13 protein-coding genes are annotated in these 15,702 nt (G+C 61.6%); 10 read left to right on the top strand and 3 right to left on the bottom strand.

The window, feature by feature from the left end:
* Positions 1-52 precede the first annotated feature (52 nt).
* The gene (locus OUZ30_RS06435; protein WP_266181382.1) at positions 53-769 is read right to left on the bottom strand and encodes an SDR family oxidoreductase; all 717 of its coding nucleotides are present in this window, start codon (positions 767-769) and stop codon (positions 53-55) included.
* Positions 770-857: 88 nt separating this feature from the next.
* A complete protein-coding gene (locus OUZ30_RS06430; RefSeq protein WP_266181381.1) occupies positions 858-1,850 on the bottom strand; it encodes a quinone oxidoreductase family protein in 993 nt (330 codons plus the stop codon).
* A 140-nt stretch (positions 1,851-1,990) separates the two neighbouring features.
* Between OUZ30_RS06430 and OUZ30_RS06425 the strand changes: the two genes are divergently transcribed.
* Positions 1,991-2,467, top strand: coding sequence for a winged helix-turn-helix transcriptional regulator (locus OUZ30_RS06425; RefSeq protein ID WP_266181380.1), 477 nt, complete (start codon positions 1,991-1,993; stop codon positions 2,465-2,467).
* A 353-nt stretch (positions 2,468-2,820) separates the two neighbouring features.
* Here the strand turns inward: OUZ30_RS06425 and OUZ30_RS06420 are convergent, their stop codons facing one another.
* Positions 2,821-4,560, bottom strand: coding sequence for an alpha-keto acid decarboxylase family protein (locus OUZ30_RS06420; RefSeq protein ID WP_266181379.1), 1,740 nt, complete (start codon positions 4,558-4,560; stop codon positions 2,821-2,823).
* Between the two features lie 397 nt (positions 4,561-4,957).
* Between OUZ30_RS06420 and OUZ30_RS06415 the strand changes: the two genes are divergently transcribed.
* The 9 genes from OUZ30_RS06415 to OUZ30_RS06375 all read left to right on the top strand — a co-directional run bounded on the left by OUZ30_RS06415 (position 4,958) and on the right by OUZ30_RS06375 (position 15,689).
* A complete protein-coding gene (locus OUZ30_RS06415) occupies positions 4,958-5,869 on the top strand; it encodes a LysR family transcriptional regulator (RefSeq protein ID WP_266181378.1) in 912 nt (303 codons plus the stop codon).
* A 233-nt stretch (positions 5,870-6,102) separates the two neighbouring features.
* Complete coding sequence (locus tag OUZ30_RS06410) at positions 6,103-8,223, top strand: 3-hydroxyacyl-CoA dehydrogenase NAD-binding domain-containing protein (RefSeq protein WP_266181377.1); 2,121 nt, start codon at positions 6,103-6,105, stop codon at positions 8,221-8,223.
* Complete coding sequence (locus tag OUZ30_RS06405) at positions 8,180-9,433, top strand: acetyl-CoA C-acyltransferase (protein WP_266181376.1); 1,254 nt, start codon at positions 8,180-8,182, stop codon at positions 9,431-9,433. Before OUZ30_RS06410 ends, OUZ30_RS06405 begins: the two co-directional genes overlap by 44 nt.
* A 13-nt stretch (positions 9,434-9,446) precedes the next feature.
* Positions 9,447-10,655, top strand: coding sequence for an acyl-CoA dehydrogenase family protein (locus OUZ30_RS06400; protein ID WP_266181375.1), 1,209 nt, complete (start codon positions 9,447-9,449; stop codon positions 10,653-10,655).
* Between the two features lie 12 nt (positions 10,656-10,667).
* Positions 10,668-11,810: an acyl-CoA dehydrogenase family protein gene (locus tag OUZ30_RS06395; RefSeq protein ID WP_266181374.1), complete on the top strand. Its 1,143-nt coding sequence runs from the start codon at positions 10,668-10,670 to the stop codon at positions 11,808-11,810.
* Positions 11,803-12,615, top strand: coding sequence for an oxepin-CoA hydrolase, alternative type (locus OUZ30_RS06390; RefSeq protein ID WP_266181373.1), 813 nt, complete (start codon positions 11,803-11,805; stop codon positions 12,613-12,615). The genes OUZ30_RS06395 and OUZ30_RS06390 overlap by 8 nt, the downstream gene beginning before the upstream one ends.
* Positions 12,616-12,657: 42 nt before the next feature.
* A complete protein-coding gene (locus OUZ30_RS06385; protein WP_266181372.1) occupies positions 12,658-13,866 on the top strand; it encodes a CaiB/BaiF CoA transferase family protein in 1,209 nt (402 codons plus the stop codon).
* Positions 13,867-13,890: 24 nt separating this feature from the next.
* Positions 13,891-14,877, top strand: coding sequence for an NAD(P)H-dependent flavin oxidoreductase (locus OUZ30_RS06380; RefSeq protein WP_266181371.1), 987 nt, complete (start codon positions 13,891-13,893; stop codon positions 14,875-14,877).
* Positions 14,878-14,939: 62 nt separating this feature from the next.
* Positions 14,940-15,689: an electron transfer flavoprotein subunit beta/FixA family protein gene (locus OUZ30_RS06375; protein WP_266181370.1), complete on the top strand. Its 750-nt coding sequence runs from the start codon at positions 14,940-14,942 to the stop codon at positions 15,687-15,689.
* Positions 15,690-15,702 lie beyond the last annotated feature (13 nt).

The raw sequence follows: 15,702 nt of genomic DNA, 5'->3' as shown, positions 1-15,702 counted from the left end.
GCCCTTGTGGCGACGACGATCTTCTCGTGGCCTCGGCCAAGTTGAGATGAAACTACCTGGCAGAGCTCACTGCCACGTACAGCGGCACGTCGGCATTGAAGCCCGCCTTGACAGCCTTGGCCGTGCCGTCGACGAGCACCTCTTCCTGGCCAGCCTCAATGCCCTGCAGCACGGTCTCAGCAACGAATTGTGGACTGACCCGCGCCAATTCCACTGGGGAGCCCGCGGCCATGTCCGTATCAATCAAACCGACGTGCACACCCGTCACCTGCGTCTTCTGTGCTTTCAGTTCGATACGCAGTCCGTTGGTAAGTGCCCATGCCGCGGCCTTTGTTGCGGCGTAGGCGCCAGTGCCTGGCTGAGTAATCCAGCTCAATGCAGACAACATGTTGACGACGGCACCACCGCCGTTCCTGGCCAGAACCGGAGCAAACGCCCGGGTCGTGAGAAGCACGCCAAACAAGTTCACGTCGAGAAGCATGCGCAGCTCTTCTTCCGCACGCGACCCAAGCAACGGCGCACGCACCGCCGCACCCGCATTATTGAAGAGAAGGTTTACATCACCGAGGCGGTCAGCCACAGCGGCCACGTCGGCGGGATCGGTGACGTCAAGCTTGATTGGTACTACGCCTGGTACCGTGATCGCCGATGGGTCCCGAGCTGTTGCGTAAACCTTGCTCGCGCCGCCTGCCAGAAGGGCTTTAGTGAATGCCAGGCCGAGGCCACGATTGGCCCCGGTCACCAGGGCAATGCTGCCTTTGATGTTCATGGGAAAACTCATCCGGTTTTTTTGGGGATGCATGCGCTAACGCGGGCATGAGCGTCCAGGACGTCTACCCGCGTAGTCTCGCGCCGTCCTAAATTTCCATGATGACTCGCCCATAAGGACGGTCTTCGATCAGATACCGCACCGCCTCGGCGGCGTGTGCTAGCGGGAAGACCTTGCCGATTGTCGGCTTCAATGCGCCTTCTTGCAGGTATTGGAGAATGGCCCGGTTCGCCGCAGCAACTGTTTCCGCCGCAAACAATCTAAATGTGAACCCTCGGATTGTTGCGGCTTTCCAAATGATGTCGGTGACGTTGATGTCCGCCTCTCTGCCGCCAGCGTAACCGGCCACGACAATCGTGCCGCCGAACGCAAGCGAGGCAAGCGCCTGGCCGGTCAGCTTTCCGCTCACACCATCAACCACGACATCGACGCCTTTTCCGCCGGTGATGCGCATGACGCCGTCTTTCAAACTTTCCATGGAAAGATCGATGACATGCTCGTAGCCATCCGCGCGAGCACGCTCGGCCTTCTCCGTTGTACTGGCCGTCGAGATCACCAGCGACGCGCCGAGGCGTCGCGCAATCTGAATGGTTTCCATGCCAACCGCGCTGCCAATCGCCGGAGCAAGCACGGACTGGCCCGGCTTGAAATGCGCAAGCTCCGTCAGCGCCAGGTAGCCGGTCAGATAACCCGCGCCTGCCAGAAAGGCGGCAGCATGCTGGTCATCCAATTTCGCAGGCACATGGGCCAACCCGGCTCCTGGTGCCGCTACGTATTCTCGCCACGTGCCGTCGGCAACCAGGCCTGCGCCCGCTCCTCTGACGAACACGCGATCACCCACTTTGAAATCGGCATTCAACGTCTCTACCACGATGCCCGCGCCTGACTGACCGCCGATACGAGGCAGGTTTTCTGGCGTGGACAGGTAAATGTGGCCCGAGCGAAACGTGTTATCGAGTGGATTGATTCCCGCGGTGCGCATCTGCACCAGCACCTCACCGTCCTTGGGTTGTGGTCGATCCACCTCGACCAGGCGGTTTTCGTCATAGCTACCGTACGCTTGATATTGGATGGCTTTCACGAGGGTTCTCCGTGGGGGTATCAGACGGCCCGCTCGGCATGTCGGAATGGGCTGCCAGAGCTAGTTTAATATCGCAACTACATTTGCAGTATGTGCCAAGCTAGTTGCATAATGCAACTGGTTTTTCGTGAGGAATCCGTATGCGACGGAAAAGCTTTGAGCAAGCCAATTGCCCGGTTGCCCGCAGCCTGGATGCAGTCGGGGACTGGTGGTCGCTACTGATCGTGCGCGACGCCCTTTCGGGCGTCCGCCGCTTTGGCGATTTTCAGCAGAGCCTGGGCCTGGCCAGGAACATCCTCACGCAGCGCCTACGCCGACTGGTGGAATTGGGCATTCTGGAAAGCGTCCCAGCGGCCGATGGCAGCGCTTATCGCGAATACGCGCTGACGCCGAAAGGCGAAGGTTTGCTCACAGTGATCATCGCCCTGCGCCAGTGGGGCTCCGAGTCATGCTTCTCACCTGGCGAAACCATGGAGAGGTTGGTCGACACCAAAACGGGGAAGCCCTTGGCGCGTCTGGAGGTTCGCTCCCAAGATGGCCGACGACTTAAGGCTGCAGACTTGCGGCTTCGAGACGTTGTCGCCAATGGCGCCGCCAGCTTGGCTGCGGATGAGTGATCGCTTGCCGCACCAGGGGCTGGAAGCTGGCGCCCACCCTACCCTCGATAACTTGACCTAATCACCCAGCCCTAGCAGTCCCCGGTGGCCAAGTCCGATTCGGCGAAGTTCGCCTTGTGTCCGAAGTGGACTAGTTAAAAGGTGCCTGGAAGTACCCATAGTACGGACCTACCGACGCGGGGTCGCTTCAGTGCGGGTCAGGCATACTCCACAGACTTCCTTCGCAGAGATTCCTAGTTCGGGGCAACGTCGGTTGCCACGAGCTGCAGCCCTGTGGCGAGAAAAGCGCGACCAAGGTCGCCGCCGTGGCACCCGTGCCGATTTCGGTAGTGCAGAGGATGCTATTGGTCTCGTCACATTCTTGTCTCCATTGTGGAGGGTCGGAGCTGCAGGCCTTCGCGGTGTTGCGGGCCGGTAGGCCCGTAGTCGAGCTCGGCACCCAGGTTGCTGCTCCTCAAGATAGGCGCGGGAGCGTCGCAGGAGTCCATCATCGATTCGATGAAGATCAGCCTGTCGTTTGGGGCGCTGAGGGCCTTTTGCAGGTCCCCGCCAGTCTTCACCACAAACGATCGCGCCGTGGTGTCAGGGCGAAGCACTTTCGGCAGTTCGGCATAGGACCAGTTGGCGATGTCATTGTAGGCCTCGGTCTTGCCTATATAGCCGCGTTCGATCGTGTATCCGCCGTTGTTGATCAGCGAGATCACCGGCTTGTGGTTGTGCCGCAGAATCGTCGATAGCTCCTGCGCCGTGACCTGGAATGAACCGTCGCCAATTAACAGCAGGTGGCGACGACCTGGCGCCGCTGTCAGTGCGCCAAGCAGGGCCCCTACCGAATAACCGATCGATCCCCAATTGATCGACCCAATGAAAGTGCAATTCGGCGGGAGTTTCAGGCCAAGCAGGGAAAATGACGTGCCGTTGTCGACGTACAGAACATCACCAGGGCGCAGGTATCCCTGAATGGCCTGCCAATAGATGGCTTGAGTCAGCTTGGCGGAATGGTCGGCATGCGTGCTTGGCGCCGCTGCCGCAACAGCGCGCGGAGTGCGCTTGTTGACCTGCGGGACCGTGTCTATGACGCCGTGGAGAACTTCCTTGAGCGTCACCGCCTGATAGTTGTCGTCGCCGACGTCGATCGAATGTCCACGAGCGTGGATCGTGTTCGCGGGCAGCGAGGCCGTGAAATCCCCGGTCGTCACTTCGATCGGTCGATAGCCGACAGCAAGCAGGCAGTCGCTGTTCTCGATCGTCTCGCGCACACCTGGCTCGCTCGCCTTGCCACCGTAGATGCCAACGTACTGGGCAAATGACTCGTCGATAACGCCCTTGGCTGCGTTGATCACAGCCACTGGAGCCTGCATTTTTTCAGCCAACTTCATGAGCGTGGCGGCGACGCCGAAACGGTCGGCATCCGCATCCACCAGGATCGCGGGTGACTTCGCGGCGGACAGCTGTTCGGCAAGGGCGGCGATGCACGAACGCAGCCGCTCGGGATCGCTGGGCGGATCCGCCAGAACGAGCGGCGTCGTGGGAACTTCGATGTCGAGATAAGCAATGTCCGATGGGAACTCCATGTACACCGGAAGCTTTTCGCGCCACGCGGTGAGAATCAATCGATCGATCTCGGCGACCGCATTGCGTGGGGTGATCCTGGCCTGCGCCGCCGTTACATGCGAGTACGCATGTAGGAAGTGATCAAAATCACCATCGGCCATGGTGTGGTGCATGCCGAGCCCGCGGTCAATGGACCTGAGCGGTATCGAGCCGCTGATGCAGATAACCGGGACGTGCTCTGCACAGGAGCCGGCGACGCCGTTGAGCGCGCTCAGCGCGCCAACCCCGTTCGTGACGAGCAGCGCACCAAGTCCATTCAACCGGGCATAGCCATCCGCTGCATAGGAGGCGGTGAGCTCACCGGTGGTGCCGACCCATGTCAGCTTGCCGGCGTCGTATAGCTGTTGCAGCAGCGTGAGGTTGTAGTCGCCGGGAAGCCCGAACAGGTGCCGGATGCCGGCTTCTTCGAGACGGCGCAGAAGGAAGTCGCCGATCTTCATTCGTTGTGTAAGGTTGATGGTATTTTGGTTGCTTGCCATGAGGGGACTCCTGATCTAGGCCATTGGGGACATGCGGCCGTTGAAGTCAGGCCGCGAGCCTAGGGACAAGTTGAGTGATTAGGGCTCGATGACACCCACCTCGGCGCATGCTCGGTAGTGTTGAACATTGGCTCCAGAAAGGACTGACAGGGGCATCCAAGCGCGATGTTCGAAGTCGAACGCAAGCGCACACCGATTTTCCCGCATCGGCCGTCAAGTTTTCATGCATTGATATCGACGACGGTTCGCCCCGGGACCCGGTCTAGTTGAGTGCAACGACCGCCGCATGGCGCACGCCAGGGCAGCCCACACGCAAAGACCGTGTCCTGCCGAATTCTCGGAGTCAGTCCAGCTACGATAGACTGAGGCCTCTTCGGGCTGAGTTGGCAACCGCGCCGTGGACTTGAACCTTATCGGCATCTTCGTAGAGATCGTCGAAGCGCGCAGCCTCAGCGCCGCTGCGCGCAAGCTCGGCATGACGCGTGCCAATATCAGCCACCGACTGAAGCTGCTGGAACGCGAGACCGGTGCACAACTGCTGCGTCGCTCAACGCGAAGCATCGAACTCACGCAGGCCGGTCGCACGCTGTATGACTGCGGTCAACGCATGCTGGATGAGCTGAGCATGGCGCGCGCTTCCATCGACAGCCTTGGGAAGACGCTTAGCGGGCGAGTAAGGATCAGCGTGCCGACCGGCTTCGGCAGAATGTTCGTAAGTGCGAAGCTGCTGGAATTCGCGCGCATCTATCCGGGCATTACCCTCAATGTCATGTTCAACAATCGCATCCAGGATCTCATCAGCGCAGAAGTTGATGTAGCGCTGCGAATCACGGCGAAGCCTCCGCTTGATTGCGTGGCACGGCATATATGCTCCATCGTTTGGAATGTGTACGCCTCGGCCGACTATCTAGAGCAGCACGGACCGATCGAACATCCCGCCGACCTGGAAAGACAGACGCTGGTCGCATGGCCACTCTCCGGCAAGCACGTCACGATGACGCTGACGAACCGGCAAAACAATGCCGATATTCACACGATTGTGATGGCGCCTTCGCTGCACTCAACGGACTACCCTTTCCTGGCGGAAGCCGTGTGTCAGGGCATGGGGATCGGCGTGTTGCCTGCCTATGTACCGCATGCGCTGATGAACCGCGGGCTGGTCCCCATCCTTCCGCAATACCGTGTCGCGGCACCGGAGACCTCGCTGTATATCCTCACGCTTCCCAACCGCTATCCATCGCCATCGACGCAAGCCCTGATCGACTACCTTCGCGACGAAATCCTGTCTATCGCGCAGACGTGGGCTTGAGGTAGCGCATCCGGGCAGTCCGCAGCAGAGTTCGAGTTCGACATCTCGCCTGCACCACCGCGTAGGCCGTGGTCTCAGATCATCCTTGGCAACGCTTCCCGGGATTCATTTGCTCAGCGCGACTATTGTCAATTCGTAATTGACGGACCGTCAATTCGTAGTTGGATTGTCAAACCTATCGAGTGGTTTCACGATTAGGTCCACACAAAAGCCACTCTACGGAGACAAGGACGATGATTTCGGAATTGTCAGACGCCGTCGTCAGAACGGAACTTTGCGGCGGCATTCTCGTCGTGACCCTCGACAACCCACCCGTCAATGCGCTGGGCGTCCACGCGCGGCGTGGTCTGCTCGCCGCCATCGAAACCGCGGCGGCTGATCCCACTGTCAGAGCCGTCGTGCTCACCGGGGCCGGTCGCAATTTCATCGGTGGCGCGGATATCCGCGAATTCGGCAAGCCGCCACTGTCGCCCTCATTGCCCGAGGTCTGCAACCGGATAGAAGCCAGCAACAAACCCGTGGTTGCGGCGATTCAGGGCGCGGCGCTCGGCGGCGGGCTGGAGGTCGCGCTCGCGGCGCACTACCGGATTGCCGCCGTCGGCGCAAAATTAGGTTTGCCCGAGGTCCAACTGGGGCTGCTGCCTGGCGCTGGGGGCACCCAGCGAACCCCTCGCCTGATTGGTGCCAAGCATGCGCTGGATCTGATGTTGAGCGGCCGTCACGTAGGTGCGGCGGAAGCGCGCGAGCTTGGCTTGATTGACCGCGTCAGCCAAAGTGGCGATCTAGCAGCTGAAGGTCTCGCCTATGCGCAAGAGTTGCTCGCTGCCCACGCCCCCGTAAGGCGGACCCGCGATGCCAGCGGACTCGCCGATCGCGCGGCCAGCCGCGCCGCCATCGACGCAGTGCGCGCCGAGGTATCGCGAGCATCACGAGGACTTTTCTCACCGCTAAAAATTCTTGACGCGGTGCAAGCCGCACTCGATCAGCCCTTCGACGATGGCCTGCGCGTCGAGCGGGACTTGTTCATGCAATGCCTCGACAGCCCTCAGCGGGCCGGTCTGGTCCATGCGTTTTTCTCCGAACGCGAAGTGCTGAAAGCGCCGGAAACCCGCACGGCGAAGCCACGCTCCATCGCCCGCGTGGGCGTCGTCGGCGGCGGCACGATGGGTGCCGGTATTGCGGTCGCCCTGCTCGACGCCGGGCTGCCCGTCACGATGATTGAGCGCGACGAAGCATCACTCGCCCGCGGCCGCGCGCACATTGAGAAGGTCTACGACGGTCTGATCGGCAAAGGTCGCATGACGTCCGAAGCCAAGGCCGCGGTGATGAAGCGCTGGAGCGGCAGCACCGCCTATGACGAGCTCGCTGCCGCCGACCTGGTCATCGAGGCCGTGTTCGAAGACATGGCGGTTAAGCAGGCCGTGTTTGCCGAACTCGATCGCGTCTGCAAGCCAGGCGCGATCCTCGCGACCAACACTTCCTATCTCGACATCGACGCCATCGCCGTCGGCATCTCGCGTCCGGCCGATGTGATCGGCCTGCACTTCTTTTCGCCCGCCAACATCATGAAGCTTCTGGAGGTTGTAGTGCCTCGCCAGGTTAGCGCCGATGTGGTTGCGACTGCCTTCGAGCTGGCGAAGGTGTTAGGCAAGGTGCCCGTGCGTGCCGGCGTATGCGACGGCTTCATCGGCAACCGCATCCTTGCCGTGTATCGCACCGCCGCCGATCACATGATGGAAGGCGGAGCATCGCCCTATCAGATCGACCGTGCGGTGCGCGAGTTCGGCTATCCGATGGGACCGTTCCAGATGTCGGACCTCGCCGGTGGCGACATCGGCTGGGCCACGCGCAAGCGCCGCGCTGCGACCCGCGATCCGCGCGCGCGCTACGTGCAAATCCCCGACCGTCTGTGCGAGCGCGGCTGGTTCGGCCAAAAGACCGGGCGCGGCTACTACCTGTACACCGATGGCCAACGCACCGGAACACCCGACCCGGACGTCGAGGCCATCATCGACGCTGAGCGTTTACGTGCCGGCGTTACGCCGCGCAGCTTCACCGACGAAGAGATCATGCGCCGCTATATGGCCGCGATGATCAATGAGGGCGCAAACGTCGTGCACGAGGGTATCGCGCTGCGGCCACTCGACGTGGACGTGACGCTTCTCTACGGCTACGGGTTTCCGCGCTATCGCGGCGGGCCCATGAAGTACGCCGATCAGGCGGGCCTCACGACGGTGCTGGCTGATATCCGCCGATTCGCGCAGGAAGATCCCCTCTTCTGGCAGCCCTCGCCTCTACTCGTCGATCTTGTTGAGCGCGGCGCCGACTTTGCCAGCCTCAATCAGTCCGCTTAACCAGCTAATTCGCTTCAGGAATTCGATTATGCGCGAAGCCGTTATTGTCTCTACCGCACGCACGCCGATGACCAAGTCCCATCGCGGCGAGTTCAACATCACAGCCGGTCCCACACTCGCGTCGTTCGCGGTACGCGCCGCCGTCGAACGTTCCGGCGTCGACCCTGGATCGATTGAGGACATGATCCTCGGCTGCGGCTATCCCGAGGGCACGACTGGCCGCAACGTGGCGCGCCAGACCGTGATTCGCGCGGAACTGCCGCTGTCGATCGCGGGCGTGACCGTGAACCGTTTCTGCGCGTCCGGCCTTCAGGCCATTGCCATGGCCGCCGGCCGTATCGTCGTCGATGGCGCGCCGGCCATGATTGCCGGCGGCGTCGAAAGCATCTCTGGCATTCGAACGCGCGAGGACGGCGTGAGTGGCCTCGATCCATGGATCGTAGAGCACAAGCCGGACCTCTACATGACGATGATCGACACCGCCGACATCGTCGCCCAACGCTATGGGGTCAGCCGCGAAGCACAGGACCACTTCTCCGTAGAAAGCCAGCGCAAAACGCATGAGGCCCAAGTTGCCGGACGCTTTTTCGACGAGATCGTTCCGGTCGCTACCACCATGGCCGTCACCGACAAGGTAACCGGCGCCATCAGCCAGCGCGAGGTCTTTATCACTGCCGACACGTGCAATCGCCCTGGCACAACCTACGAAGCGCTCGCGAAGCTCCCACCGGTCAAGGGGCCAGACAAGTACGTCACCGCGGGTAACTCATCGCAGTTCTCGGACGGGGCATCAGCCTGCGTGATGATGGAATCGAAGGCGGCCGAGAAGGCCAACCTCGCTCCGCTTGGAGCGTTTCGCGGCCTCGCCGTAGCGGGTTGCGAACCGGATGAAATGGGCGTCGCTCCGGTGTTCGCTGTGCCGAAGTTGTTGGCGCGCCACGGACTCTCGATGGACGACATTGGCCTGTGGGAACTCAACGAAGCGTTCGCCTCGCAGGCGATCTACTGCCAGCAGCGCCTGGGCATTCCACCGGAGCGTCTGAACGTCAACGGCGGCGCGATTTCCATTGGCCATCCCTACGGCATGACCGGTGCGCGCCTCGCCGGACACGTACTCATCGAGGGTCGGCGACGTGGCGTGAAATACGCCGTCGTGACGATGTGCATCGCTGGCGGCATGGGTGCCGCAGGGCTCTTCGAAATCTACTGAGGTAAAGCGAACCATGAATCTCAACTTCACTCCTGAAGAAGAAGCCTTTCGCACCGAGGTGCTGCGCTTCCTGGAGAACAATCTACCGAAGCGTCTTTCTGACAAGGTGCACAACGGCTGGCGCCTGACGCGCGCCGATATGGCCGAATGGCACGCCATCCTCCATGCGCAGGGTTGGCTTGCCAACCACTGGGACAAGGAGCACGGCGGCCCGGGTTGGACGCCAGTGCAGAAATTCATATTCGAGAATGAATGCGCCCTGGCCGGCGCGCCGCGTGTAGTGCCGTTTGGCGTCAACATGCTTGGGCCAGTGCTGATCAAATACGGCAGCGATGCGCAGAAGCGCCATTGGCTCCCACGCATCCTCGACGGATCGGACTGGTGGTGCCAAGGCTACTCGGAACCCGGCGCAGGCTCGGATCTCGCTTCGGTAAGAACGACCGCCGTGCGCGGAATCGATGCACAAGGCGAGCACTACATCGTCAATGGACAGAAGACGTGGACCACGCTCGGTCACTACGCAAACATGATCTTCTGTCTTGTGCGAACCGCAACCGACGTGCGCAAGCAGGAAGGTATCAGCTTCCTATTGATCGATATGAATACGCCGGGTGTCGAAGTGCGCCCAATCATCACCCTCGACGGCGAGCACGAAGTCAACGAAGTGTTTTTGACGGACGTACGCGTTCCCATTGAGAACCTCGTCGGCGAAGAGAACAAGGGCTGGACCTGCGCGAAGTATCTGCTCACCTACGAGCGCACCAATATCGCAGGCGTGGGTTTCTCGGTCGCCGCGATCAAGCGCTTGCGCAAAGTGGCCGAAAAGCAACGTCGCCGAGGCCGGCCACTCGCCGAAGACCCGCAGTTCGCCGCACGCCTCGCGCGAGTGGAAATCGATCTTGAGAACATGAAAACCACCAATCTGCGCATGGTCGCGGCGGTGGCCGGCGGCGGCGTGCCCGGTGCGGAGAGTTCGATGCTTAAGATCCGCGGCACTCAAATCCGCCAGGAGATTTCGTCGCTCACCCGACGTGCGATGGGTATCTATGCGCAGCCGTACATCGAGGAAGCACTGCACGAGGGCTACGACGGAGCTCCAGTCGGCCCTGAGGGAGCAGCCGGCGCCGCGTCGGCCTACTTCAACAATCGCAAGCTGTCGATCTTCGGCGGCTCCAACGAGATCCAGAAAAACATCATTTCCAAGATGATCCTGGGATTGTAAGGGACGCACGCTATGAACTTCCAACATACAGAAGACCGCCAGATGCTGGCGGACACGCTGAATCGGTTCGTCACCGAGCAATACGGCTTCGCGACGCGCGACCGGATCGCGCAATCGCCCGACGGCTTCAGCAAAGAACTGTGGAGCCGTTTTGCGGAACTCGGCATCATTGGCGCGCTATTCAACGAGGCTGACGGTGGCTTCGGCGGCGACGGGTTCGATATCGCCGTCGTGTTCGAGAGTCTCGGGCGCGGCCTCGTCGTGGAGCCTTTCCTCGGCACGCTGATCGCTGGACACGCCATTGCCCGAGCCGGCAACGCGACGCAAAAGGCACTACTGGCGAAATTGATCGAAGGAACTGCCCTCGCGACGCTTGCGCACGATGAACCGGGCTCGCATTACGAGCTGTCGAAGGTGTCGACGCGCGCCGTACGCGGTGCTGATGGCTGGGTACTGACCGGCGCCAAGGCCGTCGTGCAACAGGGCGAGGAAGCGGGCGTCTTCATCGTCTCAGCGCGCACGAGTGGCGCCGACGATGCCGAAGCCGGCATCTCACTGTTTGTCGTTCCGCGCGACGCCGCGGGCTTGGCCGTTCGCGGCTATCGCAAGATCGACGGCGGACGGGCAGCCGAGGTCACTCTCAACGACGTGCGGGTTGGCGCCGATGCGCTGCTCGGCGAAGAAGGCGCAGGATTCGGAATACTCGAACACAGCATCGGCTTAGGCGTTCTGGCGTTGTGCGCGGAGGCCGTCGGCGCGATGGACGTCGCGAAGGAATTCACGCTCGACTACTTGCGTACGCGCAAACAGTTCGGGGTCGCCATCGGCAGTTTCCAGGCACTGCAACACCGCATGGCCGACCTGCTGCTGGAAATCGAGCAGGCGCGCTCGGCCGTGATCAATGCGGCGGCGGCGATCGGCGCCGAGCGGGTGACGAGAGAGCGTGCACTGTCGGCAGCAAAGTACAGCATCGGCCGCATCGGCACGCTCGTCGCTGAAGAATGCATCCAACTGCATGGCGGAATCGGTATGACCTGGGAACTTCCTTTCGCGCATTACGCCAAGCGCCTCGTCACCATCGATCATCAATTGGGCGACGAAGACCATCATCTCCAACGCTATAGTTCACTCGGCAGGAGCATCAGCTATGCATGAAGCCCTTCTCACGCATCGCGACGGCGCGGTGCAGGTTCTATCCATCAACAACCCGGCCGCGAGAAACGCGCTTACTCCGGAGTTGTTCGCGGCTCTTCCGGCCAAGCTGGTGGAAGCACAAGCCGATCCCGCCATTGGTGCGATTGTGCTGACCGGCGTCGGCAGCACCTTCTGCGCCGGAGGCGACCTAAAGCGGCTGGCCCTTCGGCGAGCGATGTCGCCTGAGCAACGGCGCGATGGCATCGAGGTCCTTCACGACGTGATTCGATCGATCCGCGACTGCAGCAAACCTGTCATCGCGGCTGTGGAGGGTGCGGCAGCCGGCGCCGGCCTGTCGATCGCACTTGCATGTGACATGCTGGTTGCCGCGCGCAATGCATCGTTCTCGGTCGCGTACGTGAAGGTCGGCTTGTCGCCTGATGCCGGCGCTACCGCCTTTTTGTCAGAGTTGGTCTCGCGGCAGATGTTGACCGAACTGTGTATGACGGGCGCTCCCGTCGGGGGCGAGCGCATGCATGCGCTTGGCGCCGTCAATCGCCTCGCCGAGTCCGGAGGTGCACTGGCTGACGCCACCGCCCTCGCCGCAACGCTCGCGAACGGCCCGCAGAGAGCGATGGCCCGCATCAAGGCGCTGTGCCGTAGCGCCGGAGGCAACAGCCTCGACGCGCAACTTGAGCTCGAGGCCAGTCAGATGGCGGAGTCGCTCGGTGACGACGAGGCCGCCGAAGGTATTCGCGCTTTCTTCGATAAACGCCGCGCTGATTTTTTTGCGTTGCGCAGCGCACCGGCCACCTGTTCGCGCTAGTAGCGGCACCCTCGCCTTCTATCCCCGTCATTTGGACTCGCCATGTCGAATCTGACTTCCTCACTGCCGCTCGCCGGCGTCCGCGTTCTCGAACTCTCCCGCGTCCTCGCGGGGCCGACTTGCGCCATGGTGCTAGGGGACCTGGGTGCTGAAGTCATCAAGGTCGAGCGCCCGGAACGCGGCGACGATACCCGTGATTACGGCGCACGGATCGGCTCGACCCAAACCGCCTATTTCAACAGCCTTAACCGAAACAAGCGCTCGGTGAGCCTGGACCTGCAAACCGCCGAGGGCCAACAGATCGCCCGTGAACTCGCACTCAAAAGCGACGTCGTGATCCAGAACTTCAAATTCGGCGGCGCCGAGAAACTCGGTCTCGGATACGAGCGGCTGAAACAGGACCATGCAGATCTGATTTATTGCTCGATTTCCGGATACGACCGCACGGGACCGGAGGCCGCGCGGCTCGGCTACGACCTGGTGGTACAGGGCGAGGCTGGGCTGATGGCGCTTAACGGTGAAGCCGATCGTCCGCCGCTCAAATTCGGCATTGCCGCTGTCGACTTGATTACCGGCATGTACTCGGCCCAAGCGGTGCTCGCCGCGCTGTTCGAGCGCCGACAGACCGGCCAGGGCCGCCACATCGAGATGGCGCTGTTCGATTGCGGCCTGATGCTCACTTCGTATTACGGACTCGAAGCGCTGCAAACCGGCGAAGATCCGCCGCGTTACGGGAACGCGCATCCTTCGATTATGCCCTACGGCGTGTTCGACGCAGCCGATGGCCCCATCGTCATTACCGTCGGCAACAACCGGCAGTTCGAGAGCTTCTGTCGCGATGTGATCGACCGCCCTGACCTGGCCGAGGACAGTCGTTTTCGGACAAACATCGACCGCGCGGTGAACCGCGAGCTTCTCGCCCCCGAGCTCAAACGCGAGATCCGCCGGAGAAAGCGCAGCGAGCTACAGGAGCGCCTTGCCCAGGCCGGCATTCCAGGCGGTGAAGTGCTCGGACTTCACGAGGCACTTACGTCCCGGCGCGCGACCGAAGGCGGGCTTGTGACAGAACAGCCACATCCGGAAGCAGGAAGCACGCACGTGCTTGCGCCGCCCTATCGCTTCGATGGGGCGCGTTTACCGATCCGAAGCGCGCCGCCGCCGCTGGGCGAAGGCACTAGCGACGTCCTTCAGTCGCTGCTCAACCTTTCCGAAGAACAACTCTCACGACTGCGGTCTGATCGCGTCATTTGACATAGTCCCTGCTGCTGGCATGCCATGAATCCATTCCCATTCTCCAATACCGTCACCGAGCTCTTTGGCACGCGCTTGCCCGTCGTCGCCGGCGGACTTATGTGGCTTGCCGATGCGAAGTTCGTCGCTGCGGCATCGCGCGCCGGCATCATCGGTTTCATCACCGCAGCGAGCTTCCCTGACCCCCACGAGCTGCGCAGCGAAATCCGACGTTGTCGAGACCTTTGTGACGGTGGTCCGTTCGGCGTCAACGTCTCGATGTTGCCAAAGCTGGTGCCCGGTGAGAGGACACGGGAAGTCTTCGATCTGATCGTCGATGAAGGCGTGAAATTCGTCGAAACATCGGGCCGAAATCCGGAAGAGTTCATGCCACTTCTCAAGGGCGCCGGAGTGAAGGTACTTCACAAGGTTCCGGCGGTGCGCTATGCGGTCAAGGCCGCATCGATCGGCGTCGATGCTGTCGCGGTCGTCGGCGCGGAATGCGGCGGACATCCAGGGCTCGACATGGTGGGCTCGTTCGTCAACGCGGCGTGGGCCGAAAGTCATCTCGATATTCCCTATCTCATCGGCGGTGGCGTGGGTCGTGGTTCACAGATCGTCGCGGCGCTCGCAATGGGTGCAGCGGGCGTCGTCGTCGGCACGCGCTTTATCGTGGCCGAAGAGGTCTGGGCTCATACCGACTACAAGCGGCGGCTGGTGGAAGCTGAGCCTACCGACACCGAACTGTGCATGCAGTCCGTGCGCAATACCGTGCGGACGCTGCGCAACGAGACGACCGCCGCCGTCCGGGCAATCGAGGCGCAGAGCCCGAACGTGACCATTCAAGAATTGATGCCGCTGGTGGCAGGCAAAGTCGGCCGCGATGCCTATGTCACCGGCGACTGGTCCAAAGGCTTGCTCGCCGCCGGCCATTCGCTCGCGTTCGTCGACCAAATCGAACCGCTTGCCGACATCATTCGCCGATTCGAGGTCGATATGCGCCAGGCGCTGAGGCGGGTCGCGGTCCATTAATCCGGATGTGCAGGCATCGCGCGAACTACGCAGATGCCGATCAGTCCTTGCAGGAGAGCAGCATGAAGGTATTAGTGCCAGTCAAACGCGTGGTCGATTACAACGTGAAGGTCCGGGTAAAGCCGGACGGCACGGGCATCGATATCGCGAACGTGAAAATGTCGATGAATCCGTTCGACGAGATCGCGGTTGAGGAAGCCGTGCGCCTGAAGGAAGCAGGTATCGCCACGGAGGTGATCGCTGTGTCGTGCGGCTTGACGGAATGCCAGGATACGCTGCGTACGGCACTGGCGATCGGAGCGGACCGCGCGATCTTGATCGAATCGACTGACGAATTGCAGCCGCTTGCGGTCGCCAAGCTGCTCAAGGCGTTCGTCGACAAGGAACAGCCGCAACTGGTGTTTCTCGGCAAGCAGGCCATTGACGACGATTCGAATCAGACCGGCCAGATGCTCGCGGCGCTGGCGAACCTTCCTCAGGCCACCTTTGCAGTGAAGGTAACTGTGGCGAACGGAAGAGCTGTCGTGTCGCGCGAGGTGGATGGCGGTACGGAAACGCTATCGCTGACGCTTCCCGCCGTGGTGACGACCGACCTGCGCCTGAACGAGTCACGCTACGTGACGCTTCCGAACATCATGAAGGCGAAGAAGAAGCCATTGGAAATCATCAAGGCCGCGGAACTGGGCGTGGACGTCGCACCGCGACTGAAGACGCTGAAGGTCGTTGAACCGGCCATGCGCTCCGCTGGTGTCATGGTGCCGGACGTGAAAACGCTGGTGGAAAAGCTGAAGGCCAACGCCAAAGTGGCTTGAGCGGGCCGTGGAG

The organism is Dyella humicola, assembly GCF_026283945.1.
GTDB classification, from domain to species: domain Bacteria; phylum Pseudomonadota; class Gammaproteobacteria; order Xanthomonadales; family Rhodanobacteraceae; genus Dyella; species Dyella humicola.
Note: the sequence above shows the minus strand (reverse complement) of the source record. Positions and strands in the feature narration are given on the sequence as shown.